The organism is Ureibacillus galli, from assembly GCF_014836845.1.
Taxonomy (GTDB): Bacteria; Bacillota; Bacilli; order Bacillales_A; family Planococcaceae; genus Ureibacillus; species Ureibacillus galli.
In genome coordinates, this window is sequence record NZ_JACSQA010000007.1 from 60510 (window position 1) to 84836 (window position 24327).

35 protein-coding genes are annotated in these 24327 nt (G+C 37.6%); all 35 read right to left on the reverse strand.

From position 1 onward, the window contains the following. Nucleotides 1-75: 75 nt before the first annotated feature. The 35 genes from H9636_RS07010 to dcm all read right to left on the reverse strand — a co-directional run bounded on the left by H9636_RS07010 (nt 76) and on the right by dcm (nt 24061). Nucleotides 76-216: an XkdX family protein gene (locus H9636_RS07010; RefSeq protein WP_191706913.1), complete on the reverse strand. Its 141-nt coding sequence runs from the start codon at nt 214-216 to the stop codon at nt 76-78. Between the two features lies 1 nt (nt 217). Next, complete coding sequence (locus H9636_RS07015) at nt 218-595, reverse strand: hypothetical protein (protein WP_191706914.1); 378 nt, start codon at nt 593-595, stop codon at nt 218-220. Next, a complete protein-coding gene (locus H9636_RS07020) occupies nt 592-2361 on the reverse strand; it encodes a pyocin knob domain-containing protein (RefSeq protein WP_191706915.1) in 1770 nt (589 codons plus the stop codon). The genes H9636_RS07015 and H9636_RS07020 overlap by 4 nt, the downstream gene beginning before the upstream one ends. 12 nt (nt 2362-2373) lie before the next feature. After that, nucleotides 2374-3015, reverse strand: a complete 642-nt coding sequence (locus H9636_RS07025) for a hypothetical protein (protein WP_191706916.1) — start codon at nt 3013-3015, stop codon at nt 2374-2376. Further along, complete coding sequence (locus H9636_RS07030; protein ID WP_191706917.1) at nt 3008-4183, reverse strand: baseplate J/gp47 family protein; 1176 nt, start codon at nt 4181-4183, stop codon at nt 3008-3010. The genes H9636_RS07025 and H9636_RS07030 overlap by 8 nt, the downstream gene beginning before the upstream one ends. Continuing rightward, nucleotides 4173-4529: a DUF2634 domain-containing protein gene (locus H9636_RS07035; protein ID WP_191706918.1), complete on the reverse strand. Its 357-nt coding sequence runs from the start codon at nt 4527-4529 to the stop codon at nt 4173-4175. Before H9636_RS07035 ends, H9636_RS07030 begins: the two co-directional genes overlap by 11 nt. Further along, nucleotides 4530-4907, reverse strand: coding sequence for a Gp138 family membrane-puncturing spike protein (locus H9636_RS07040; protein WP_191706919.1), 378 nt, complete (start codon nt 4905-4907; stop codon nt 4530-4532). It lies immediately after the preceding gene. Further along, nucleotides 4904-5707, reverse strand: coding sequence for a phage protein (locus H9636_RS07045; protein WP_191706920.1), 804 nt, complete (start codon nt 5705-5707; stop codon nt 4904-4906). Before H9636_RS07045 ends, H9636_RS07040 begins: the two co-directional genes overlap by 4 nt. After that, nucleotides 5697-6014 (reverse strand): phage baseplate plug family protein, encoded by a 318-nt coding sequence (locus H9636_RS07050; protein WP_191706921.1) that lies wholly within the window; start codon nt 6012-6014, stop codon nt 5697-5699. Before H9636_RS07050 ends, H9636_RS07045 begins: the two co-directional genes overlap by 11 nt. Before the next feature lie 5 nt (nt 6015-6019). Beyond that, a complete protein-coding gene (locus H9636_RS19520; protein WP_191706922.1) occupies nt 6020-6613 on the reverse strand; it encodes a LysM peptidoglycan-binding domain-containing protein in 594 nt (197 codons plus the stop codon). Between the two features lies 1 nt (nt 6614). Next, nucleotides 6615-8990, reverse strand: a complete 2376-nt coding sequence (locus H9636_RS07060) for a phage tail protein (protein WP_191706923.1) — start codon at nt 8988-8990, stop codon at nt 6615-6617. After that, a complete protein-coding gene (locus H9636_RS07065) occupies nt 8987-9127 on the reverse strand; it encodes a hypothetical protein (RefSeq protein WP_191706924.1) in 141 nt (46 codons plus the stop codon). Before H9636_RS07065 ends, H9636_RS07060 begins: the two co-directional genes overlap by 4 nt. A gap of 43 nt (nt 9128-9170) precedes the next feature. Next, nucleotides 9171-9452 (reverse strand): hypothetical protein, encoded by a 282-nt coding sequence (locus tag H9636_RS07070; protein ID WP_191706925.1) that lies wholly within the window; start codon nt 9450-9452, stop codon nt 9171-9173. Nucleotides 9453-9553: 101 nt separating this feature from the next. Next, on the reverse strand, nt 9554-9955 hold the full coding sequence (locus H9636_RS07075; protein ID WP_191706926.1) for a phage structural protein: 402 nt from the start codon (nt 9953-9955) through the stop codon (nt 9554-9556). A 13-nt stretch (nt 9956-9968) separates the two neighbouring features. Continuing rightward, nucleotides 9969-10979 carry a DUF3383 family protein gene (locus H9636_RS07080; RefSeq protein ID WP_191706927.1) on the reverse strand — a complete coding sequence of 337 codons (1011 nt, stop codon included), beginning with the start codon at nt 10977-10979 and terminating at the stop codon, nt 9969-9971. Nucleotides 10980-10990: 11 nt separating this feature from the next. After that, nucleotides 10991-11461 carry a phage neck terminator protein gene (locus H9636_RS07085; protein ID WP_191706928.1) on the reverse strand — a complete coding sequence of 157 codons (471 nt, stop codon included), beginning with the start codon at nt 11459-11461 and terminating at the stop codon, nt 10991-10993. Then, the gene (locus H9636_RS07090; RefSeq protein WP_191706929.1) at nt 11458-11811 is read right to left on the reverse strand and encodes a hypothetical protein; all 354 of its coding nucleotides are present in this window, start codon (nt 11809-11811) and stop codon (nt 11458-11460) included. Before H9636_RS07090 ends, H9636_RS07085 begins: the two co-directional genes overlap by 4 nt. Further along, nucleotides 11811-12290, reverse strand: coding sequence for a phage virion morphogenesis protein (locus H9636_RS07095; protein ID WP_191706930.1), 480 nt, complete (start codon nt 12288-12290; stop codon nt 11811-11813). Before H9636_RS07095 ends, H9636_RS07090 begins: the two co-directional genes overlap by 1 nt. Nucleotides 12291-12292: 2 nt before the next feature. Further along, nucleotides 12293-12625: a DUF4054 domain-containing protein gene (locus H9636_RS07100; protein ID WP_191706931.1), complete on the reverse strand. Its 333-nt coding sequence runs from the start codon at nt 12623-12625 to the stop codon at nt 12293-12295. A gap of 15 nt (nt 12626-12640) precedes the next feature. Beyond that, nucleotides 12641-12949: a hypothetical protein gene (locus H9636_RS07105; RefSeq protein WP_191706932.1), complete on the reverse strand. Its 309-nt coding sequence runs from the start codon at nt 12947-12949 to the stop codon at nt 12641-12643. A gap of 12 nt (nt 12950-12961) precedes the next feature. After that, nucleotides 12962-13864 (reverse strand): DUF2184 domain-containing protein, encoded by a 903-nt coding sequence (locus tag H9636_RS07110; protein WP_191706933.1) that lies wholly within the window; start codon nt 13862-13864, stop codon nt 12962-12964. A gap of 25 nt (nt 13865-13889) precedes the next feature. Next, nucleotides 13890-14342 (reverse strand): structural cement protein Gp24, encoded by a 453-nt coding sequence (locus H9636_RS07115; protein WP_191706934.1) that lies wholly within the window; start codon nt 14340-14342, stop codon nt 13890-13892. Between the two features lie 12 nt (nt 14343-14354). Continuing rightward, a complete protein-coding gene (locus tag H9636_RS07120) occupies nt 14355-15458 on the reverse strand; it encodes a DUF2213 domain-containing protein (RefSeq protein ID WP_191706935.1) in 1104 nt (367 codons plus the stop codon). 60 nt (nt 15459-15518) lie between these two features. Continuing rightward, on the reverse strand, nt 15519-15686 hold the full coding sequence (locus H9636_RS07125; RefSeq protein ID WP_191706936.1) for a hypothetical protein: 168 nt from the start codon (nt 15684-15686) through the stop codon (nt 15519-15521). Then, nucleotides 15679-16950 (reverse strand): minor capsid protein, encoded by a 1272-nt coding sequence (locus H9636_RS07130; protein WP_191706937.1) that lies wholly within the window; start codon nt 16948-16950, stop codon nt 15679-15681. Before H9636_RS07130 ends, H9636_RS07125 begins: the two co-directional genes overlap by 8 nt. Continuing rightward, nucleotides 16943-18283 carry an anti-CBASS protein Acb1 family protein gene (locus tag H9636_RS07135; protein WP_225230121.1) on the reverse strand — a complete coding sequence of 447 codons (1341 nt, stop codon included), beginning with the start codon at nt 18281-18283 and terminating at the stop codon, nt 16943-16945. Before H9636_RS07135 ends, H9636_RS07130 begins: the two co-directional genes overlap by 8 nt. A gap of 9 nt (nt 18284-18292) precedes the next feature. Further along, nucleotides 18293-19753, reverse strand: a complete 1461-nt coding sequence (terL, locus tag H9636_RS07140) for a phage terminase large subunit (protein WP_191706938.1) — start codon at nt 19751-19753, stop codon at nt 18293-18295. Next, nucleotides 19725-20219, reverse strand: coding sequence for a terminase small subunit (locus H9636_RS07145; protein WP_318241005.1), 495 nt, complete (start codon nt 20217-20219; stop codon nt 19725-19727). Before H9636_RS07145 ends, terL begins: the two co-directional genes overlap by 29 nt. Nucleotides 20220-20288: 69 nt before the next feature. Then, nucleotides 20289-20480, reverse strand: coding sequence for a YqaE/Pmp3 family membrane protein (locus H9636_RS07150; RefSeq protein ID WP_191706979.1), 192 nt, complete (start codon nt 20478-20480; stop codon nt 20289-20291). Between the two features lie 151 nt (nt 20481-20631). After that, a complete protein-coding gene (locus tag H9636_RS19245) occupies nt 20632-20763 on the reverse strand; it encodes a hypothetical protein (RefSeq protein WP_263604144.1) in 132 nt (43 codons plus the stop codon). Between the two features lie 411 nt (nt 20764-21174). Then, nucleotides 21175-21627, reverse strand: a complete 453-nt coding sequence (locus H9636_RS07155; RefSeq protein WP_191706939.1) for a helix-turn-helix transcriptional regulator — start codon at nt 21625-21627, stop codon at nt 21175-21177. A 245-nt stretch (nt 21628-21872) separates the two neighbouring features. After that, nucleotides 21873-22160 carry a hypothetical protein gene (locus H9636_RS07160; RefSeq protein WP_191706940.1) on the reverse strand — a complete coding sequence of 96 codons (288 nt, stop codon included), beginning with the start codon at nt 22158-22160 and terminating at the stop codon, nt 21873-21875. 1 nt (nt 22161) lies between these two features. Further along, nucleotides 22162-22368: a hypothetical protein gene (locus tag H9636_RS07165; RefSeq protein ID WP_191706941.1), complete on the reverse strand. Its 207-nt coding sequence runs from the start codon at nt 22366-22368 to the stop codon at nt 22162-22164. After that, on the reverse strand, nt 22356-22775 hold the full coding sequence (locus H9636_RS07170; protein ID WP_191706942.1) for a RusA family crossover junction endodeoxyribonuclease: 420 nt from the start codon (nt 22773-22775) through the stop codon (nt 22356-22358). The genes H9636_RS07165 and H9636_RS07170 overlap by 13 nt, the downstream gene beginning before the upstream one ends. A 38-nt stretch (nt 22776-22813) precedes the next feature. Beyond that, nucleotides 22814-24061 (reverse strand): DNA (cytosine-5-)-methyltransferase, encoded by a 1248-nt coding sequence (dcm, locus tag H9636_RS07175; protein ID WP_191706943.1) that lies wholly within the window; start codon nt 24059-24061, stop codon nt 22814-22816. Nucleotides 24062-24327 lie beyond the last annotated feature (266 nt).

The window sequence follows — 24327 nt, forward strand, 5'->3', positions numbered from 1 at the left end:
CCTTATTGCATATTAAAAACCCTCCACAATGAAAGGCATAATAAAAACGCACTCATCATCCTTTGAGTACGTTTGTTATTTTAACGCTAGTATTTGTAATCGTTCTTCGTCATTGATACGACCAAGTTCAACTAATTTAATTAATTCAGCTTCACTAAATCCTCCTAATAAATATTGATTTTTAATGTAAGTGTATAGTGATGAATGTTGTTCCATATTAGATTCCCCCTAATAACATTGAATTTACTACTGCTTCTAATTGCTTAACTCTTTCTTCTAAAGTAAGGTTAGGCTTAGGATTCTTAATAGCCTCTAGCTCTTCTTCAGTAATAGCATCAATCCATTGACCATTAACAAATTGAGGCTTGTAAATTGGTTGAGGGAGAGGTAGCGTAGTACAGTCTGAAGGTATAGGCTGATCTCCCGGGACAAATAGGTCCTCCATATAGAATCCATTATCGTCAAATCGATGTACTAAAATATCCGGTATCCTAGGTAGTTCTGGTTCGGATATTTCTTCTACTGGATGCTCCACAGTAGTATCTTCTGTGGGAACTTCTTCTTCAATAGTTTCTTGATTTAATTCTTCCATCATCCGAATGCTACCTCCTCTACGCTGTAAATAAAGTGGAACTCCCAGAAGGTATTAGAGTTCACATTGAACTGCCCGTCGTTCGTATTCTCCATGATTAAATCCCCGTTTGTCATTAACTTCCATCGGGCGAATCGTGCAGTATTAACCGTAGAAGTTATTCCAGCGCAATACCTTTCCATGGGAGGTCTAAATCCTACGGGAATATTAGCGATTTTGGTGTTGGCTGCTGTAATACCTGTAACATATCCAAATATCTCAACTATCTTACCCGTCTTACGATATACAGGACGTCCTAAAGTATCATTATAGGGAGTTACCCCATTAAGCAGCGTAATCATATAATTAGTAACTACGCTTCCTTCTTCATAAGGTCTTAACAGTCCTAGATGATCTTGCATATCTAAGATAGTAGTATTAATAGTCCCTATCTTAGAGTTGGTATTCTCTAAGTCTACTGATCTGGCATATTCCCACCAGCTTCCCCAGGTTCCATTATTAAGATATCTCGCGAACATCCTTTGTACTGAACCCATGGATATAAAGAGCTGCATTGTGGTTGAAGAACCATATTGCATTACTATCATTGTACCTATACTAGACATAGGTTTATTGTCAATAACTCCGCTACCACAGTAATAGAATCCACTTTCTATGAGATTATTTAAGTCTGTTACTGTTGTGGTTTTTAGCCTGCCGTTATCCTGGGTAAGTTTAAACATCTGGGCTAGAGAATCCTCCCCTAACCTTTTCCATCCTCTCCAGTTTCCAGCATCTATAAAGTTTACAAACCAGTTATTGAGATAATCCACAGCTATTACCCATCCATTATTCGTATTAGTCATGTGGGCTATTCCTCTAACACTAGTAGCTCCAGGAGGATTGCCTGGGCCTCCATTAATGGAATAAAATGTATGAGCACCTATACCTCGACTTACTATAAGATCAAGAAGGTTGGTTGTTGTACTTTGATTATTGATGGTAACTCCGCCTGAATCAAGAGTAATCTTTTTCATCTGAGCTGCATTCTTAACAGCGTCTATCTTACTGTCTACGGATGCTGCAGTTTCATAGGGAGCCCAAGCTGACCATGTAGAGTTATTCTTATAACGAGTATTCATTTTTCCATCCGCAGTTGCCCAATGAATCTGAATTGCAAAACCACTATTTCTTTCAATGTGCATTAGGGTTCCTAGTGTTGCTGGTACATTTAATGCATCAGTACTAGTTAGATAGAATCCAGGTTCAGTAATGTCATTAGCGTCCTTACTAGAAGGAAGACCTTTAGCATGACCAGCATCCTGAGTAAGCTTAGTAAGCTGAGCGCCATTCCATCTCGTTCTTTCGGTAGAGTTGATATGAACTCCGGTATTTCCCGTATGAGAGGTAAGTCCTGATAGGATTTCATTTATAGCTGCTACCACATTAGCTTTTTGAGTGGTAGTTAAATTAGCCAGAGATCCAACTTTAATATCATCTGCAAGCTTTAAATTAGTTACAGTTTTATCCGTAATCTCGTTTGATGTTATTTTGGGGAATTGAGCTAGAGGAATCTTTTTTAATGCATCCAAAGTAGCTACCCCATTTGCAGCACCTTTTTGCTCTTTCAATATGGTATTTAGTTGGAGTTCCTGTAAAGCTTTATAAGCTCTATTGAAAAGCCAGTTCATATGCTGAGCAGAAGGCTTCATCCCGGGTTGCCATCCGTTAGTTGTTATATCTAAGGGAGGCTCTATCCCAACTGCATTCCATATAGGTAACTGTTCCATCTTAATCCCTCCTTAAATTGGTAATTCCTGATCTGTAGACGGAGTATATACTGCTCCAAGATAACCTCCGATAGAAGGGGCATTCACATCTCCAAATCCTTTGGTATTATCAATAGAGTTTGTAGTATCTCCGAACTCGAAGGTACCAGTTAACTCTATGACTCCTACCTTTATTCCTGATGCTACGGTTTTCTGTACGATTCTAGCAAAGTTAGTTGGATCTAATCCTGTACTGTTTAAATTAGCTAGTGGAAGCTGGATAATCTTTATAGCTGCTCTTTCTGGAGCTAACTTATCATCCCATTGTTCCTGAATTTTAATATCACTGTATTCACAGGATAGTGCCATAGCGATTACTTGAATTATAGTGTTTATAGAACCATCACTTAAATTTCTAGCAATCTTAGACTTAAGTAGTATTCTGTAGACCTGGTCAGTTGCTACTCCTCTAGGTTGATTGAGGTTTGTTCCAATATCATCTAATACTAATCCCTCTGCCTTTTCTATGTCTTTCCATTCAGCCACTGTATTAACTGTTTGTTCGAGGGATAGTAACTCATCGCTAAAAATTTTAATAAGCTTACTGAGATTAGACTCAGGTCGCTTATTAAAATAATCAGAGAATCTACTGATAATCTCTTTATGACTAAACATTGACAGTCACCTCGATATTGGAAGCATCTATCTGTGCTACAGAATTTCTAGGGATATCTATACTAGATTCTGAATAGTTGGTGCCATTATCACTTAGTAATAGACTTACGTCGATAATTCCCTCGACCTGCAGTATAGCGCTAAGCCCTCTGGAGTAATAAACTTTCTCTCCCATGTTTAATCCAGTATAGGCTTGTCCATTGGAGTCAGTACCGCCAATATTTTTTACCAGAGCCGATTTCACTAGTTCCACCCCATTCGCTGGAAATGCGGCATCGGTAGTCAGCGATACTTTAGCATAAATATCTACTTCAGTTGCTCTTGTGAATCCTATTCTATGTGGTTCACCCGCTATGTCGGTAACTTCCACATAAGTAGTTCCATAAGGCCATATACCTGCAGCCTTCTTTTCTAGGATGGCAGAAGCTATTGCATCGTCAGCTCCGCCAAGTACAAAGGATTGAAAAGCTCGAGAAGGGGTACCATAGGAATCCGCTACATCGGAATAATTTTCTATTACAGTGGCAGCTCGTACTCCTGAAACTCCCAGTAATGCCGTTCTTATAGAAGCAGTAGTTCCTGAACCCATACCTTCTACAGTTACTCGAGACCTTTCTCTGGCTTCCTGATCTGTTTCATCATTTCTTCCACCTGCTGTAGGGACTGTATTGGTTACTGAGAAAACATCAGCATCTGGATTAACAATCTCAGTTATAGTATTGGCTCCCACATTTCCTAGAGGTCCTATCTGAGTACACATAATCTCTACTGTCCCTTTTCCCGTAGCATCCAGAGTTAGATCGTACAAAGTTTCGAACTGTATGTCTCCTTTAGAGACTACGAATCCACTCGCCACAGTGTAGTTGGGTGTACCTGTAATGGTTATGGTTCCCATAGCATAGTCTGCTAGGATTCGTTCTGTACCAGCTAGAGGAAGTAGTTTATCTAACTGTACACCCTCAGCAGATTTTATATAACTGGCATGGTAAACCTGCTCTATTGCCATCCAGGCTAGAGATAAGAACCATGCCATAATCCTAATCATTATCCCCATGAATGATCTCTGAGTGAGTTTTATATTTGCACCAAAAAGTTCTCTGGCTTTATTTGACATATCAGTTAATAAATCATCATAGGTTTTTCTTTTGAATCCATTCTTATCCAGCATCCAGATAAACCTCCCTGCTTATAGCATTGCCATCCACCAGGGTAACAGTAAAAGATATTTTTCTTTTTCTATCTTGATAGTTACTTATAATTTCTAAACTATCAATGGTATCAATTTCTTCATCCTGAGCTAAAGCTCTCAATATTTCTGCCCGAGCTTCCTCATCTGTAGATTTACCTAATATTCTATTAAAATCTAACCCAAACTCTTCATCTAAAAACCATTCCTTTAGGTTAGTTCCTAAGGATATTTCTAAGCCTTGAGCTGAGGATTCAGGACCATCAATTGTAGTAAAATCATCATCTACAACAATTAGATCTCCATCTTTTAATGCTAAATCTATCAATTAAAACACCCCCATTATTACTGCATCATGTATACTAAACATTCGAGCAGTCCCGGGATATACCAGGTCACCATTTTGAGCATCATCTAGTGCTCGCTGGCTAAAAACAACGAGTACTATTTCGCCCTTATTATAGATAGGTTTATACTCTTTAATTGCTCCATCAACTTCATAACGATTCTTAAGGGCTGGAACCCCTTCAATTGGTGGTAGTGTTACGGGATTATCTTTACCTTTGACTTTTATCTTAAAGAGGGGCTGAATTTTAGCCTCACATTTATTTTTGTCATATTCGAGTATTTTTGCTGGCATACAAGTATTAATGCTAGTAAGAATACCTCTTTTTAATTCCTGAAAAAACACAGTAGCATTACTCATAAGATTGCCTCCACTTCAGTATAATAAGAATTTCCTTTACAGGTATGCTTACCCTTACGGACTCTAAGGGTAGCCTTTATCCCCGTAGCCTGTAATTGGACGATGGATGCAGTGCCCATCCGATACTGGAGTAAGGATTTAATCTTGTATCCTTTTACTGTCTTACCATTCTTTTCTTCCACAAAATATTCAGGACTATCAATCAGTCCAGTGTCTACATTTAGAGAGAATCGGTTATTATCTCCTTGAGTTAAGGGTCTAACGTAAGCTTGAGATTTATAGATATAAGCAGAAGCCCCACAATCCTGTGCAATCTTAAAGATTTCATCAATAACCTTTCCATCCACCGAATGTCCTTTTGCAAACACCTTATTTTGGGGTAGATTTAGAACAGCTAACTTTATTCCACTTCTTTGAGCTAGCTGTCTAATAATCTGATCTGCCTTTATTCCCTTCTTAAATGACATCTGTAGAGTTTTCTCACTGTTAAAGGGGACATTATCCGCTATCTTAATAACGGTTGCTCTATCAGTACCAACTTTGTCGGTTTTAACATTTTCAATGTTACCTGATAATATTACCCCTTTGTCTTCTGCATAACCTGCAGTTAAAGTAAGACTATTTCCTCGTTTAAGTCTGTTTCTAGTGGTTGATGAAAGATTGTAAATAGTTATTTCACTCACATTGGGTTCCAGATCGTCATCGAATAGGACATTGAATTCAATATCCAGTTCCTTATTATTAAGAGTTAACCCCTCAGTAAATATTGAAATATACCGATTAAATAATTTACTCACCATTCATCACCACCAAGAAAACAGTTTCATTAAGGTTATCCCATCCGACTCGAGATTGAGTTCCAGATTCATCAATGGGAACTATAGTAGGAGCAGGAAAGTTCTCATTATATATTTCATTAAATAATGGTTCTCCATAAACGATTTTTTCACCATAAACCAATGGAATATCTTCCTTATAAAGATCTAGAGTAAAATAATCACCAACTTCGTTATACCTAATTTCTAAATCAAAGAGCTCAGCTCCCAGCTCCAACTCAAAACGATAGGGGATGAGAGCTTTCTCTATGTCAATATACTCTTTATCCAACTACCTCACCCCACTCTCATTTTTACTCCGATAGGTATTCTTCTCGGAGGATAACCGTTCCATTTTTGAATCTGTTGCCATTTGATATTATATTTCTTACCTAATCCTATATAGGTATCTCCTCTTTTAACGATATGATAAATTGGAGATTGTTTTTTATTCTGTGTTTGCTTTCTACCAGAATTAGAAGACTTAGCTGTAACTGCTTTCCTTTTTGGAGGAACATAAGAAGTCTTTCCTATCCTTACTTCCGTTAGGGTACAGATAAATTCATATCCATTTATGATACTGGAGTTAGCTGAAATGCTTAACCCATGAAGCAACATATTGGTATAAATTCTTCTCCCCTCATATACTACGGGTGTTCCTGCAGTTTCTATCTTCTCGAGCTTATTTATTAAACTCTCTAGCTCCCCAGGAGTTTTCCGGATTAGTTTACCTGATAATTTAACTTTTCGAGGTTTTCTTTCCACATGGTCAGACAGTGGAATCCCCTTTTCTACCTTGTGGGTAGGTATATCCACATCAAAATCGGCATCTTCTTTAATTACATGTATAATCAAGTTATTTATTCTTGATGCTCCGATTAACTCCGACATCCTACCCCTCCCTCGGTGTTGGCATGATGATATTTAGATCTGCAAAGAAATCTTCAAGCTCTTCTCTAATACTACGAGCAGTTTCTTTAGGGTTATCTGAACCTTGAACAAAGATTTGTACCTGGGCTGATGAGCTGTTATGAGAAGATGATGTATTATAAGTAGTTTTGTAGCTGCCGCCATTATTATTGTTGCTTAAATCAAGTTCTGGACTACTTCCATCCCCTTTTAATACACCTAAATCTCTTAATGCATTCGATTGATCAGCAGTTAATACGGCTTCGTCTTTGTGTAATTCTGCAACATAGCCATCGAACGGCACACGTCCTAACCCACTTGCGTGAGAGCCATCTAACCAGGAACCAACTTTACTAATCGCTCCACTAATTGTTCCACCTAGTTCTTTTACCCAACTCGGAATCTTGAAGTTCGTGAATGCACTTGCTAAATCCTTGACCGCTTGAATTGTACTCGATACTGCATCAATAATATTTCCGAAAATGTCGAATATCGCATCCAAAATCGGCTTCGCTACTTTCCACATAGCCCCAAGTACCTTACCAATAACCGGAATTAATGGAGATACAACTTCGTTGATTAAAAACATAATTGTGTCACCAATTGTAGAAATCAGATTCTTTAACGGTTCTAAAATTGGCTTAACAACGCTCCATACCTCTGATATTACTGTCCCTATCATTGGCAACAATGGAATTACAACATTATTAATCAACGCACCAATAGTTTCATAGACTCTTTGAAATAGATCAATTGCAATGGGTAAAACTGTCTCGAATATATCTTGCAAAGTTGGAAGGATACTTAAAAAAGCTTCAAAAAGTGCCATTCCTAAATTTTTTATATTCTCAAACGCTTGACCTAGTACTGGCAATACTTGTTCAGCTATCGGTAAAATTACAGGCAATAACTGATTCATGAATACGTCTGCTAAAAATGAGACCTCTTCTCCGATTTGACTAAATACAGGTCCTAAATTCGAATTAAGATAATCAAATAATACAGCTAATCCAGCCAACACCACTGTACCTAACGGTGCTAATCCAACAATAACGTCGCCTAATACACCAAATAAATCTCCAAGAAGACTCATTAATACCGGTCCATTTTCTATTGCATAATCGATGAATTTTTGGAATCCATTAGATGCTGCTAATTTGTCTGACCACTCAGCGTATCGTTCCGCCATGGAGATCAACCCTTCTTCGAATTCTGCGCCAATAGGTGAAAATGCACCAATCATGTCAAATAGTCCGCTAAAGATATTACCGAAGATTAAAGCAAAGCTACGCAATGAATCTGCTCCATTGACTTCTAGCCAGTAAAAGAAATTTTGTAATCCTCCACCAACAACAGATTCATTCATACTTGTTAATAATTCGTTGACTACATCCGCAACGTTAGTTATTGTTGGCGCCAATCCTTTTAGGATATTCTGAACAAGTTGCAACCCGGTACCAAACATTTCAAATATCGGTGCTTCGAATTGTTTAACAAATCCTTTCCAAAAATCAACAAAGGATTCTAATTCTTTTCTTGCTGCCGCTTGTGCTTTAGTTAGATCCTCAGCTCCCATAATTACTGGACCTAATGCGCCCATTGCCACCGCACCAAATGCAACTGCCGCAAACCCAGCAGCCATTAATGATGCAGCTAAACCGCCAACTAACACTACCAATGGGGCAGCCATTGCTACAATTCCAGCCATCGCTGATGTAATAAGGCCGCCCATTGCAACTCCTTTTAATCCTGCGATACTCATTGCATTGCCCATAAGTGAAGTTGCCACGGTAACTTGTGTTGATTGATTTCTAAGTTCTTTTAATTCCATTTCTAACAGATTAAGTCTCAATTCTAGATCCTGTATTTTATTTATTAACAAGTTCATAGAAATAACGCCAGCAACTCCTAATACAGCTAGTGCAGCAGTCAATGGGTTAATATCTCTTAACACACCACCCAAATTAAGTTGTAACCGATTAAATAAATGATTTAAGTGTGTAATCGAAATATTACCGATTGTCCTTAATTGAACTAGGTTAGGGAGTAATTGGTTTAGTTCGATATTGACGTTATTTACATCGTTATCTATCTTCTGGAACAATAAATCTAGCTTAGAAACAGAAGTAGTTCCAATGGTATTGATATTATTCATTGCTCGATCAGCTTCTCGTATTTCTCTAGAGAAATCGGCCATTTCTCTATTAACAGCTTCTACTTCTCTTTCGAGATTACTTAATCCGCTAGCGTCTATACCGCTGAAAGCCAATTTCACATCATTAACAAGCGAGTCGAGGTCTCTTAACGGGTTATCGTCTACATCTACATCAATATCGACATTTAGATCGCGTACACTCATTTCTTCGCCTCCCTCGCTTGTTCAATTTTTTCAAGATGGATATCAAGTGCTGCGTTGGCTTCAAACAATTCGTGTTGTGTCATTGAACGAGCTTCCTGATACGTAAGCATCTTTTCTAGAATCGGTCTCCACATCAACCATCGGCTTTCCGCTTTGGCCCGATAATATGAATTATCAAACTTAACGAAAGATGAATTTTGAAGCTTTTCGCATTACTTCTGTAAATACTTTGATACTATCGAATTGTTCAAAGTACTCAATATTAATTCGTTGTGGTACACCGTCTTCTTCAACAAATACAACGTGTTCTAGAAATTCTTTATATAACTCTTTTTCAGAAGTATTTCCATTTGCATCCTTTGCACGTTCACGCATATCTAAAGCTGCATCTAATCCTGGATGTTGAAAAATGAAAGTTTTACCTTCAATCGTTTCTTTTGCTTGTTTATTTTTCATAGCCATTTTGCGTCTCTCCCATTCTTTTCGTTTTAAATGATTGGTTACATGATTTCGTTTCATAGCAAATTAAAAAGAGTGAGCATTTGCCCACTCCCCTTTCGGAATTATTTCACTTGATAATCAAATACTTTGATTGTATAAACACGGTTTGTTACTTCTTTTCCATACTCTTTATCAGCCGGCTTTGTAATCATAGCCTTTGTACCACCCGTTACCTCTTTTACTTCATTGTTTGAGTTTACCCAAACTGGAACGATTGTACGTGATACAGCCAATTTATCCATATAACTCACTTGCGGAGAAGTTTGAGATAATGTAACCTCAATTGTTCCTAATGCATCTCCGCTGATAGCGATCGCTACATCTCCTTGAGCACCTGAAGAAGTTGTAAAATTGTCATTATCTTTCGAACACTTTACGAATGAACCATCTGGGAAACCGGTTAGGATAACACCACCGACTGTTGTTGTTACTTTCCGAGCATCATAGGTTGCAATAACACCCATTATTTCCCCCTCCTTATACTAAAATTTCGCCTTTAATATTTGCTTCATGAATTGCACCAGCTAATTCAAAACTAAATGATAAGCCATTGTAAACTCGAGCAGCACGATCTACAGCATTTGTTTGAGCACGATTTAATGATGAAAGTGTGTATAAATACTGATTCGATTCATCTTGAGCAATGATTCTATTTTGACCACCAATCTCAAGAATTGTTCGTGCTTCAGCTTCGATTAGTGGAATTCCACTATCGTCATAAGACACTTTGTCGTTGTTTACAAATAAAGATGAAATTGCTTGTTCCATGTTGACTTTTATCCAGTCCTTACCGTGGATAACATCGATATATTCACCACTTCCTACAGTGCCTTCGGTAGTTTGTGCTACCCCACTCTTTGTCACATAAGCAAAACCGTTTAAGTTGTGAATTTCATTTAATGTAGTGGCATCATAATTAGCTGGTGTTACACCAATGAGCTTTTTAAATTTGTAAGTAATCGAACCTACGGGTTTTGAGCCATGGCCACCTATAAGAGCTACATGAGGATATTCCTCCAACTTATCGTGCATCATATAAAATGTACGATCATATTTCATTGCAGCTAATCTTTGTAAATCTTCTAAATTATCAACAACATGTGCCGCAATTTTTATTCCATTTCCTTCTACTACATCAGAAATAGCAATATAATCTGTTACGCTACCAGTTGCTAAAATTACAAAATACCAGTCATTCTCAAAATATTTTTCGAGAGTTGCTTCTGGTGTAATCGGTTCTGTAGCACTCAAATCATAAGTTGCGATGGCGATTTTAGAAGGTTTAGTATCACCTTGGCTGAATACTGCAGATGCAGCTTTATATGCGTCGGTATTTTCTGCGAAATCTTGTTTTACACCATCAATGTCTGCATATTCTTTGTAAGATTGGGCTCCCACTTTATTCACTAAAATCAATGGTGTCCCTAGTCCTGTCAAAGAAGACGGCTTTTTAATGTCAATTGTGACCTTTACGTCTTGTATTGGCATCCTTTTCCCTCCTAATTATTAATACTTATTGTTTCTATCACATCGATTTCAAACGATTCTTCACCTCGCATACGCAAGCGTAAATCGAAACCTACTCGTCGTTCATAATCAACCGTTAAAAAAACATCACGACTCGTTGCATTTAATACGTCAACGATTGTGATGTTATGATCAGATAAATCAATATGCCCTTTACCTAAAAAATAAGCACGAGCTTTGTTTGCGTAGTTGTCAGCATCTTCTATTTTTGCTGCGTTACACGTTATAGAAAATACCATTTCGGTATCTTGTTCAATTGTTTTGGTGCGATCTTTTATCGACTCGATTACTTGCCCTACATTAGACCCGTTAGTCGTCTTTTTAATTGAGATAAACGGATATGGAGGTTGGTCTCCAACATCTTCGGCTTGAATTACCGGTATACCTAAATAGGATGAAAGACCATTCTGAAGAGGTAGCCACACATCATCATATTGAATCAAACAACCCCACTCCCTTCTCTCCATCTCATCAAATAAATATGAACATCTGTATACTCTGTGTAATCCTTAAAGCCTTGGAGAGTAAAAGTGTTTTCTTTGTACTTTATTTTGGTACCAATTTTAATAGGCTCTGTTGTAAGAAGCTTTCTTTCTTTAACAGTGTAGGTGCCACTTTCGATATATTTCATATCATCATTACTCAAAGGCAATATAATACCTATTTTTGATACATCTTGTTGGCCACCTGGTACCCATTTACCGTTAATATATTGGCCATTACCGTCATTTAAGATTGTGAAAGGTACGCCGTTTTCTTCAATTAATTCTTTAAATATCAATAACTCAGGCATTACACTCTCACCACCCTATAAGTAATACGACTACGCAATCCACCAGTATCAATAAGAGGGTTACTAGAACCTTTCTTAGCGATTGTTGATGGGGCATTCGGTGGTGCATCTAAGTCAGTGATTTTCTCTTGTATATCAGCAACAATTTTGGCACCCAAGCGTTCCCAAAGAGTTCTAGCATCAATTCTAAACGTAACTACTAGTCTGAGTTGACTTCTTATAAACCTAACCCATTCGGCGTTCTTTTCATCAAACGTCGTCCTAATAAATGACCGTTCCGGAATTACTATAGACCCTCTTTCTCTTTGAATAGTAACACCAAATTCATGGACGTTTGCAATCATTACATACGAAGGGTTAGAAGTATCGTTCTCTGCAAAAACACCCACTTCCAGAGAGTATCTATCCAACTCATTCAAAACTCTACGCAATTCAGGTATTTGATTATTATCTCTAAATCTGACAGTAATTCTAGCCATATTTAAAGCACCATCAAGTTGATTGTTTTCTTAGATATTTTCTTCAGAATCCGTTGATATTCTTGACCATATGGAGTGGAAAGTAATCCCTCTGTTGACCCTTGATCACTATATTGCCTCTCGATTACATCAACCTTCTCTCTAACAATTTTTCTAGTGTTCACTGACGCTAGATGAGCTGCTAAGTAACGAGTAAGTCTTTCTTTCTGTTCATCAGGAACAGATAAAGAGGACACTTCAAGAGAAGCATCCTCAATGTACATATTTAGTTGTTCGTCAGTCATGTTGGTAAATTCTTTACCCATCATTCTGACCTTTTCAGGCGTTGTTAACATTGTAGATCACGCCTCCTATTTCTTTTGAGTTAATTCCTCAATTCGCTTGTCGATAGCGTCGAGTACTGTTTTACGGTCCTCATCAACTTTCAACGCTTCAAGCATATCAACATCAAAAGCATCTTCAATCATTGCGATTGTTTCTTTTGCTGAAGGTTTTGATTTTTCTTTTTCATACACAAATTCACCATTTTTATCTAGATGAGACATTAAAGGATGAGCTAGGAACTTTTCAAAGTCCTGCTCATCCACTTTATTCGTACCAGGTACCAAGGTAAGACCGTTCGCTTGATATGAATGATTTCCTTTATTTTGCACTAACATAATGTTTCCCCCTTAAATTCCGTCAGCACGACAGATAGCCATTGGATAACGGATAATTAAACCTGTTGTACGCTCTTCGAAAGGTACTTTTGTGTTCGGGAATGCATATTCTTGCGGATGACGTGTAATATCCATTGGAATACCTAATTCAACAACATCTGGAGACGAATCAAGGACCACAAAGCAATCTGAATCAGCTACCCCTTTACCTTTTAGATCATTAATTGTTTCAATCCGAGAAAACATATTTTCAGATTGAATATATTGTAGGGCAGTTTGTTTAGTAAATTCGTTAAACACTTTCTTTTGAAGCTGTTTTTTACCTTCAGGTGTTATAAGTAATGTATCAGCTTCATGACCGTTTAACATATCTACTTTGCTTTTCGCTTCAATTAGGTCATCAACGATTTCCTCACCGGTTTTGTCAGCCCATTTTGTAGATGTGCCAGCTTCGTTTTGAGGTGTAGCATACACTTGAATTCCCACAGCATCAGTTAAACCTTTAATGCCGTGTTCTTTGTCACCAGAAAAGGCAATTTTGTTCTCTTTTTCAGCAATAGCCTTACGAACAGTATCTGCCTTTGTTACTTCAATAGGGCGACCTGCCATTTGCGCTTCACGAACTTCTTGAACTGAAATGTTGAAGGCAGCAGCGATTGAGTAAATTTTTACTGTTTCTTCAGTTAAATCTGCATCTACTAGTGGCACATCAGTAGCACCTGGAGCAAGAATTTTAGCAGCACCAGAACGAGTTAATACATCATAACTGTACGTTTTTGCTCCTGCTGGAATATCTGTTTTTAAAGAGAAAATAGAACGCGCTTTTAGTTCTGAAGCATGCGGTTCGTATACTCGTTTATCGATTGCATTTAAGTCTTGTGGACGAATTAAGGCATCCATACGTAATTGTGGCATATTATTGCCCTCCTTTTAGTTGTTATTAAGGTAAGTTGATTTCGATTTCTACTAATTGATTTGCTGAAGCATTTCCTTTGAAAACTGCACCATTTACAGCAATTGCAGTTTCGCTAATAGCAACAAACTTTTGAGTCGCAGGGTCTACTTTAACAGCTTGGCCATTAACTACGTCCCCTCCGGCTACTACGAAAATACGACCTCGTTTTACAATGGCAGCAGGTTCACCCACTGGATAGTTTTGATCATCTTTGTTTTCTACCCAATCGTGAATATTTTGCGCTAAAGCAATACCGATAACAGTTCCAGTGGCAGTGATAGGTTTAATTGCCGTTCCTGTAGCGTTCAATTGAACAGCTGCACCGAATGGAACCTTTTCCTCAACTGCATAAGTGTCAGCAGTATAGTCTTGATAACTTGATAATTGACCTGCTTTTCCTGCAGGTTGCATGTAATCTGGATAAGATGTAATAGGCATGAAGTTTCCTCCTTATTTACGCATGTTTAAGCGTTTATTTTTTAATTCTTCAAGTTCTTTATCAGAATTTGCTGCATCCCCAGTGAATGCATTATTTGCACCCGTAGATGAGTAACCTTTTGATTGAACACCCTCAACTGTTGCATCAAAAAAGGCGTTGATATAGTCGTCGGACTTACCATCACCTTTAAAGTCAGATTTAGTTGTCGCAATTACTGCTTCTTTGATTTCACGATCTGATTTACCAATAAAATCGAACGAATCACCTAGCAATGGTTTAGCAGCTTCTATCAAAGTAATGCGTGCTTGTACTTTAGCGTTCATTTCATCTTCAGAAAAGGCATTTTTCTTAGCAATTTCAAGCTCTTCCTCTTTAGCCTCTAATTTCGCTTCAAGAGCATCGATTCGACCGATTAATGTATCAACTGAATCGCCTTTTTGCTCCTTCTCCTTTTCTTTTTTAGCAGCTAGTTCTTCAATATGCGCTTTAACTGCGTCATCTACTTCGTACTCTGTACCCTTAATCTTGATTTTTGCCATTTTAGAATTGCCCCCTTTTAATTGGTTGTTTTTGTTATCGCTGTCAATCTGCCAAGCGTCAGAATCAGAACGGATGGCCACTTCTGGACCAGCTCGACCTTGATCTACAATGGCAATATGATTGATTTCGATATTTCGTTGAACATATTCATATTGCTGTCCGTTGTATGTGCCGCTTTCAGCTACTACATCAGACATAAAGCCGATAGAAATCTCACGCTTCCCATCATAAATCTTTTGGATTAAATCCTTATCCGTAATCGTCATAGACACATAGAGTTTTAAATCTTCAACTCGAGCGTCTGTATGACTCATACCTTTTGCATAGGTCTGATAGTTGTCGATTGTCACTGGTTCATTTGGATGCTCATCTGTCACCGGTTTAGATCTTGCAGAACGAATTGTTCGGTCACTAAAGATTTCATCAGGTAACTTTGCTTCCATCTGTACAGTGCCATCTTGACGCTGATACGGAAAAACACCAGGGCGAGTAATCGGTACTGTGACCGTTATGTAGCCTTCTGGTGTTTCTCCATAGTCTTTAATATAAGATTTGTCATAACGTTGAAGCTTCAATGAGTTTCACCTCCTCTCAGACAAAATAAAAAGCCCTTAGTATATTTACTAGGACTTAAATTATTTCATTTTATTCTGTTGTCTTTGTTTCATATATTCCTCAAAATCCTTGTTAAATATTTTTTGTTGTTTCTTTTGTTCTTCTGTAAGTGGTACTTTACCAACAACTTTGAAAGATGGCACTTCACTCCATCTAGGATGTTTGTAAGGCTCGTATTCTTTACTCATCGTATTCCTCCAAAATGATGAAAAATTTACCGTTTTCTATTCGTTTATCAATTACTATAAACTTTGAAGAACGTTTATACAATACTTCTTGTTCGGTATCGTTATATCCTTTTAAATCAATTCCACTTTTGGAGTTTTTGATTATTAATCTTACGTCATCATCATTGTCATAAACACTTCTTGATGTTGAAATATAACTCGCTTCACTTATTATATTCCCAATATCAAAGCCCTTTAAATATTCCTCTAGACTGTTGTCGTCATAGAAAAATAATGACCTATTCAAATCACCTTCATATTTAGGCAACTTGTCTAAAGCTTTATCTAAATTCTTAATCAATATCTTATCATTTTCATCCAAAGGAACATTTCTTCTTAATTTGTCATTAATTTTATATGAGTCTGAACTGATGTATTGATTAATTGCCCTTGTTTCATCATCATTTAATTTTGTTTCTTCGGAAACCGTTTCATCATCCTCATCATCAAAAACGGGTATGGGTATACATCTACAACGATAATCTTCTCCAGGTAATACCTTTCTAGCTCCTACTTGTGGTGGATCATCATAAGAAAACACCTTATCGCTAAGCAGCATATGTGATTCTCGAACTCTCTCATCTTTTGATGTGCGCCATTTGAATCTGTTGACACCCATATCTTGATGTCTTTGGGCTGTCATTTGACCAAAGATTGAACCAGTCTGGTCAACAGCAATAAATTGAGCGCGATTTTCACTCATTTCAACTCTTTCTACAAGTTGTTTTCGAATTTGCTTAGCTGTCGAACCTTTCTCCACGCCATCAGTAACAATTTCCACGACTTTTTTCAAGTAATCGTCTTCAAGTTTAGTAATGTAAGCAACATTATCAGCCGTTTTCTCTTTCAAATACTTTTGAAGCTTTGGGTCTGTTTCTGTTGGACCAACCCCGATTACCTTCCCTTGTTGCTTAATAATATTTTTGTTGAAATTATCGAGGTTTTTCATGTATGTCTGTACCGTTTTCTCTTTACGAGAACTAGAAAACACATTAGCAGCTTTCTCTTTTAATGTTTTGAACATCTTCTTGATGTTTTCAGATAGCCCATCAACTAAAAATTCCTGTCCATCGCGTCTATCTCGGACAATTTCAGGTGCAATGTACTGATCAAATAATGTTAGTGTTTCTTTTCCTATTTCGTTCACCATTTTTTTAATGGCTCTGTTATATGAAACGGCTACAGCATCTGGAAAACGCGTATCTGGTACCTTTCGCTTAGGCATTCGAACCACGTTCTTTCCATGCAGAATAAACTTCATCTGCTATTGCTTTAAAATCAGCTTCATCACCGCTGAATTTAAGCTCATTCGACAAACCAAATTGACCAAAACGTGTTTCTCTGACTTCATCAGACATCAGAACACCATTTGTAATATAAATTTGGTCTGTTTCAGCAACTAACTTTCTAATTTCAGCATCTGTTTTTGAATCAACACTCCATAACGGATTGAATTTAATCTCCCATTCAATTTTATCGGGGTCTATTCTGCCACCTAGTTCCTTCTCGGACATTAACAGCATCCGAATTAGCTTCTCAAGATGCGGCTTCATCTCATTCTCCTGGTCAGCAACAATGCGAGAATAATAGTTCATCACATCATATTGAGCACCAGTGATAGTGCCAGCCTCTTGCCCTTTAATGACTGTCTTTGGCATTCGTGCAGCACCAGCAAGTAAATCCCACACAAAGTCTAGTAAATCTTTAATACCAGCAACTGGGGTTGTTTGCTTTGAAAGTTCCTCATCTGCTCCAATCATAGCCAAAGCTTCAGTACGGAACATGAAATCCATAATCATAGATAAATGTCGTTTATCTTCAGTGCTTAATTCCTCGATATCCTTTGATTTATAAACTTTAAATGTGAAGTCATGAAGGATTTGACCGACAGACCATATCGAAGTATCAAAAACTGTAAGAATATCATATAACGGCTCTAGCAACGATTGACCTTGATACTCATCCTCTAATCGTCTTGTTTGGTCATGGAGTAATCTTGAAATGTGTACTGACGATTCAGATTCAACCGATTGGATGCCATTTCTTGAAGCGCGATTAATTCGCAATTTCTCTAATTGACCATAATTGAAATCAAATACGTCCTCATTAATCAGGAACTCATTTACCTTGAGAGAACTAAAAGCATGTAAGTAATCAACTGAGTATAGTTTGTTCATGTCTAAGGGATCCGCTAAGTTAAATTTATTTGCTTGTGTTACCCCTAGCGAAATAAATCCATCTCCACGTAACCTTTCATATGAACGCATCTTTTTGAACGCATTCTTTGCATTCAAGTCAGCAAGCTTACTCATAATATCCCGAGCTAGTTTTTCATCCTTCATACGCAAGGTGAACCAGTTTCGTGTCATGTCCTCAGCTGGTATATCGATGATATTTTGTACAATACGACTATCAGCATATAGATTTGAAATTTCTTCATGCGATAACTTTCTACGCGCTCCAGCGACTTGTCTTGTCAGCTTATCTTTGGAGTTAGCCTTACCATTTCCTTGCATAAAGTCGTTTCGCATTTCCTTTGCTCGTTCAAGTGAATTCAATTTTTTCACCTACTTTCCTAATAGCTTTTTATATCTATCAATCGGATTAGAGTTGTTTGTGTACAGTTGATTTAAAGCCTGCGTTGTCATATCCACTAGGTCATCATGTGCAGCATTCGGGAAGCTTACAAGTTCCTCAATGAGGTCCTCAACCCACGGGCACATATTTGGATGAGGTAAGTAAACATTGCCAGCCTCAAATAAAGGAGACACCGCATTAGCACGTGCCTCCTTACCACCATCTGGATTAACCGGAACAATCCCGCTTATTTCATCTTTTAGCATTTCAATGATTGCAGTACCATTCGCTTTATCCTCGATATATTTACTTCTCGCTTTTGGCCATTTATCGGACATGGAACGAATCGCTTTCATGGTCTCCGCAAAGCCCATTCGTCTGTGATCTACATCTAGCAAGAAATATTGAGCCTTTTTACGAGCCCAAACACCACCAGCAACAAAGTCACTAGTTTCAGAGTCTTTAAACGTACAGTCCCAAGATTGAGCCTGTTTGTCAAAGTGAATAGGCAACACCATAACATCATCACTTAAGCCCCACTCACGTTTCTGCTCTTGTGAACGCACATAAAATTTCATCCATTCTCGTTTGAAGATGTTACCGCCTGCTGGTGACGGTCTTTGTTGATAAAGCGAAGCCCAGGTACGGGAACCAACCTCTGTCTTTTTCTGCTCTGCCCATCTTTCGTTAAAACCCAGTTCAGGACAAAGTGCTTCACCGATTTTACGTCCTAATAGATCATCTTCATCTTCTGCAATAGCAGGTAAACGTAATCGAACCCATTTACGAGGGCTTCGAGCGAGTAAACGACCAATTAAATCATCCTCATGCCATCTAGTCATAATGACAATTACTGAAGCTCCGTCATGCAAACGCGTAGAAAGTGTCGCTTCCCACTCATCCCAGATGTTATCTCGAATTAATTGAGAGCTCGCTTCCTTCATGTTTTTAATAGGATCATCAATAATCATTAAGTCGGCACCTTGACCAGTGATTGAACCGCCTATACCGGTTGCAATCATGCCACCACGTCTACCCTCAACGCCCCAGTCTTTCGTTGCAGCGTTTGATTCGGATAACTTCAGTTCAAATAGTTCATGAGAAAACTCGTTGAATTTATTGCGATTCAAACGACCAAACTTTGTAGCAAGGCTATCTGAATAAGCAGCTGCTATCACTCGTTTATCTGGATTACGACCTAGATAGTACGAAGGAAATGTTTCTGTAACTGTCATTGACTTACCATGTCGTGGAGGCATTTCAATAAGCACCGAAAGTTGTTCGCCATCTGCGATACGTTGAAGTGTCTCACAGACTAATTCTGTATGCTTAAAATGTGTATAATGACCATGGTGCACATATTCCACATAGTCGCGGTAATTACGCCGAGCAAGTTCTTTATTTGCCTCATGTGCTAACGCTTCAATTTGTTCGCTTGTTAGAGTTGGCAATTGCTCTCAACTCCTCTGTGGTTAAGTTACTTAGATCAAGTGAAGTTTTGACCTCCCCACTGTGCTCAATATCGACTTTATCAGTCCACATACGATAACGTTTACCGAGTAATTCTGCAGCTTTTATTCTTTCAGCCATTGTCGGAGGCATATCTTCTTCAATTTCTTGTTCACCCATACCGACACCTCGTAATGTTGCTGCGGTCGCTTCGCCACGTGCAATTGATGTAAGCAGTTCGAGAATCTCTTGTTGATTCGCTACTCGCTTTGATTGCAATTGCTCCATACGCTCATCTATACAGGATTTTACGCTATCATTTGCTATCAATCTCGCTGCATTTGCTCTAGCGCCTTTTTTGTTGTAACCCGCTTTAATATAAGCTTCAGTAGCATTTCCTGTTTCGATATAAAAATCAACAAACGCTTGTTGTTTTGGTGTTAATTTACGTTCAATCAACGGCCTCACCCCATTATGCTAATTGCTTAGTCAAAATAAAAAAGACACTCGATTTAGAGTGTCCTTACAAAAAAGTATTTATTGTTGTTTCATCAGTTTTACTTGGCGTTCCATTCGTTTGTCTGCTTTTTTCTCATTCACAACTAAAATGGCATGAATTGAACCTGGAATCCAAAATAATAAAGTTAAACCACAACTAATTAACGCTTGAATTGGTTTGCCGCATAATAAAACCGCTATTGGCGGGAAAAAGATTGCTAATAAGTACATCATGCATACATATTCCTCCTTGTTTCTTTCTATTAATCATACCCTTAGGAGGAAATGTTTGTCATTAATAGTTTTTTGATATATCCCCAGCAGCAAACACTATCATATGAGTGAGGGGTTGCACTCGATAATGCTCACTGCTCAAAATAAATCAGTCAATCATCGGTTTAATAGCCCCACCACAGTTACACTTACTTTTATAAACTTTATAACCATCTTTAGATTTTTTATCATCAATCTCAGCTGGCCGTTTGCATTTCACACATAAGATTTTGTATTCCACCATTTCACCTTCTTTGGTCATAATAAAAAGCAGTCATCTTCTCAAATGACTGCTTTCCTCATAGATCAATTCAAATTATTGTGGTAAAAACAGGTGCGTAGCATCTGCCTTTCTTGAAATTTGTAAATAAATATCAAACTACATCTAGAAAACACACTAGATTTTATTATATTTTAATTTTTTATTTTTTCAGCTTTATATATATTATAATATTATTTATATATATGTTTATTTCATAAAAATCCCCCCTCCCTAATACTGGGACGGCCGGGTATGTCGCTTCTTCGATGTATATCTTTCGGCGCGTGTTGTCGGTCGTCTTGTCCTTTCTCCATTATTGAAGAAATTTTTGGTAAGACCGATATTTAACCGCTCCGTCCTACCTCACAGTATAAACTTTTCTACTTGGTTTTAAGAAACATTAGACATTTCGGACATAACGGACATTTCGGACATTTTTTCAGAAATATCTTTTAATATCCTTCTAACGTGTCTTGCTGTAATTCCTTCTAATTCTGCAATATGACTTGTTTTCAAGCCTGATAACTTCCAATGTAAAACCATCTTTTCGCGTTGCTTCTTAATATAAGGTACACATGATTTAATAAAATTTATTTTATCTCGATATTCCTTTGCCATTTGATCAGAAAGAATACTTATGCCCTTTGAAAATGCCTGTTTATATGTTGGGTCGCTTATCTCATTGCCTCTAGGCATCCCCAGTGTATCGTATTTAGAAATGAGTCCTCCTACATGCCCGTAAGGATTTTCTGTTTCTAAACCTAAAGCTACTTCCATTTGATGAAATCTATCAATAATTTCTAGAACTTCTTCTGCACTGTAATATGTTTGCCCTTTGCCCATTCTATTGCCCTCCATGGTATAATAGATTTGCGGAAATATTATTCGAGGGCTGTGGCAAGGGCTACAGCTTTTTTTATTTTCTAAATCTTTCTTTGTAATATAAAATGATAGAAAGAAAGAAGGTGATTATATGAGCTTTCCCGTGTTGTTTGCCATTGCTATAGGATGTGGAATAGGTTTTCGCATTCTTGATAGGGTAGTTAAGTCCCAATAGAAGTAAGTGCCTGATACTTAGCAATATCAGGCTACCACATTGCTTTAATTTCTCGATTAGTAGCTTCTTTCCATTTGCGATTATAGTTTTCCATACCTTCTAAAGCACCTTGGCGAAATCTAGTATTACTCGCTTTTACATTATCAACTTGCCAACTATATTCATAAGCAGCTAGATACTCAAAACGGTTCAGTTGATTTTCTAATAAATTTGCTTTTTCAGCTTGTTCAATAAGCCAATGCCAATCGTCATGCAATCTTGTTCCTTCTAAAATGCGTATTTCACGTTCTTTAATTAATTCCATTCGGCTTCTTTCCATCCTAATCAATCCCCATTTCCACTCGATCTCTAACTGTCGTATCTAATATTTCACCTATTTTTAATAACTTTTCATATATCGGACATCCATCACACGGTTCATTCAAATTACTCTCGCGAGTTAAGCAAACTTCCTTGCAATGCAGTTCCCACAATAACTTTTGTCTCTCACAAGCTAATATTCTTTTTGGCTTATCTATGACACCCATTCAACTGTCACCACAGCTTTCGGACTGTCGGAGTACCATTTACGAGCTACCAGTTCAATAACTTGGCTATCATCGTGCCATAAAACCTTGCTAAGACCATCTTTAATGCCTTTTGCTAAGTTATCGATGTCTGGTTTGGTTGTTGGTCTTAACTCACCATCTAGAGCAAGCTGATGCTTTTTCTTACTGAATGATTTGGGTATCTTACGATAAACATCAATTGTTAATTTTATATCTTCCATAATCAGTGATTCAGGTGCATAATTTGCAGCTACTAATCTAACAAATGACTTGTAGTCTCTACTTTCCTTTGGATCTATTGCTTTCACACCTTTTCCCATTCGTGAGAACTTTGGTCGCTGTTGCGCTTGTACGTCTCCAGGTATTTCAAATTGTATTTTGCCCATGTTACCCTCCAATATCTTATTAATAAGCTATAACTAAACTACAGGAGTTTAGCAATCTCGTAAATTACGTTCACTGTTACGCTATTTCCTGCTTGTTTGTATAATTGTGAATCTGAATTTACTTCCCTCGCTCTATCAAACGCCCAATCTGGGAACCCTTGAAGCCTCCAACATTCACGAGGTGTTAATTTTCGTATTTTCAATTTTTCTCCAGGCTCTACAATATTGAATCTTCCTGATAATTGAGATGATAGAGCAACCATATTACCGTCAGTTTCATAAATTCGATCTTGTTGGTAAGTTTGTGTTCCATCTTCTTTTCGTGGATTAATACACTTAATATCCCCTACAACTACACCTTGATTACAAGAAGTATCAAGTGTATTCGCTACACCTTTACCAACTCGCCCTCTACGAGTTTTACTTCCTGGCATAGCTAAATTAATAGAATCGCCTTCCGTTGCTACATTAAAACCACGTTTTGTAGCTTCTTTAATTAACACCGCTGCCATATCTTGATTACCTATGCCTTTGTAATCTCGGGCCATTAAACAATGACTTGTATCAGTTTGACCTTTTATTTCATTACGATTCATTGTTATTGTGTAATGTCCTCTACCCCCTCCTTGACCTGTATCCAAAGCTTCCGTAATACCGCTTGGATTAAAGACTTGTGTATTTCTTCTGAAACCTTCCCTATGTGCTATTATTTCTATTGGAAGATTAGTCGCTTCGTTTGTTCCTCCGATAGGAAATACTTCTCGTCCACTTGATCCTCCTCTAAGATGTCCAATAATGAACACCCGTTCTCTGTTTTGTGGGACTCCGAAATTTTTGCTGTTAAGTATCTGCCATTCTGCATTGTACCCCAATTCATCAAGCGTGGTGAGAATTGTTCTAAACGTGTTCCCTTTGTCGTGATTGAGTAAGCCTTTGACGTTCTCAAGGAATAAATATTGTGGTTGGATTTGTTTGGCTGCTCTTGCAATATCGAAAAACAAAGTTCCTCTAGTGTCTTCAAATCCTCTTCGTTTTCCCGCAATAGAAAAGGCTTGGCAAGGGAATCCTCCACAGATAACGTCAACTTTTCCTCTAAGTAATCGAAAATCGTTGTCTGATACACTTGTGATATCATGTGCAGTCCACTCTCCTTCCGTATCATGTATTGCTTCGTATGATTTTCTTGCATATTTATCCCATTCAACATATCCAACACATTCATGCCCTGCTTGCTCCATTCCTAACCTGAAACCACCAATACCAGCGAATAAATCTAGGAATTTCATTTTCTATTATCCCTCCATTCTTTACACATAAGCTATTACTAAGATAATTACATGTAGTGGTGTCTATGATTTCGCCTTTTGCTATAATATAGAAAATACATAGAGGGTGATTTTATGTTAGATATCTCTGAAAGTGTTAATTTTAATTACTTAATTGCACCACTTTTAGTGTTGATAGTAGTAATGACTATATTCTCAATTATTTACTCATTAATATTCTTTAAAATTCTACCTGAAAAAGTCTTTATTTTCTTTTTGGTAATTGT